Raw genomic sequence first — 402 nt, 5'->3', positions numbered from 1 at the left:
TCCTCGGGGATCTGGGCGTGGCAGCGGTCGCACACCAACGTCAGGTTGTCGATATCGGTACGACCACCCCGCAACCACGGCACCATATGATGCACCGCGCACATCGTCGCGGGAGCCTCACAGCCCGGGCGGGTGCAGCCGCGGTCGGCGGCGATACACGCCAACCGCTGCCACGGCGACGCCAACCGATACTTCCCCCGCCCCAGATGCAACGGCAGTCCTTTGCCGTCGAACAGCATCAACAACGGGTAGCTGCCCTCGGCCATCCGCAACGCGTCGGGGATCGACATCACCGACCCCGATGCGGTGTGGGCGTATCCGGACCCCGATTGCAGGTCGGTCACACTCATCGTCAACACCACCGACACCGGCACACCCCGATGACTCCCCAGGTTCTCCGGA

The 402-nt window shown here is 66.2% G+C and carries 1 protein-coding gene; it reads right to left on the bottom strand.

Annotated features, from left to right (window positions below; all coding sequences use genetic code 11):
- A partial coding sequence (locus ON31_RS29415) for an HNH endonuclease signature motif containing protein (RefSeq protein WP_255222305.1) occupies nt 1-350 on the bottom strand: 350 nt, incomplete at its 3' end.
- Between the last annotated feature and the right edge of the window lie 52 nt (nt 351-402).

It is taken from the genome of Nocardia otitidiscaviarum NBRC 14405 (assembly GCF_000308635.1).
Classification (GTDB): Bacteria; Actinomycetota; Actinomycetes; order Mycobacteriales; family Mycobacteriaceae; genus Nocardia; species Nocardia otitidiscaviarum.
Note: the sequence above shows the minus strand (reverse complement) of the source record. Positions and strands in the feature narration are given on the sequence as shown.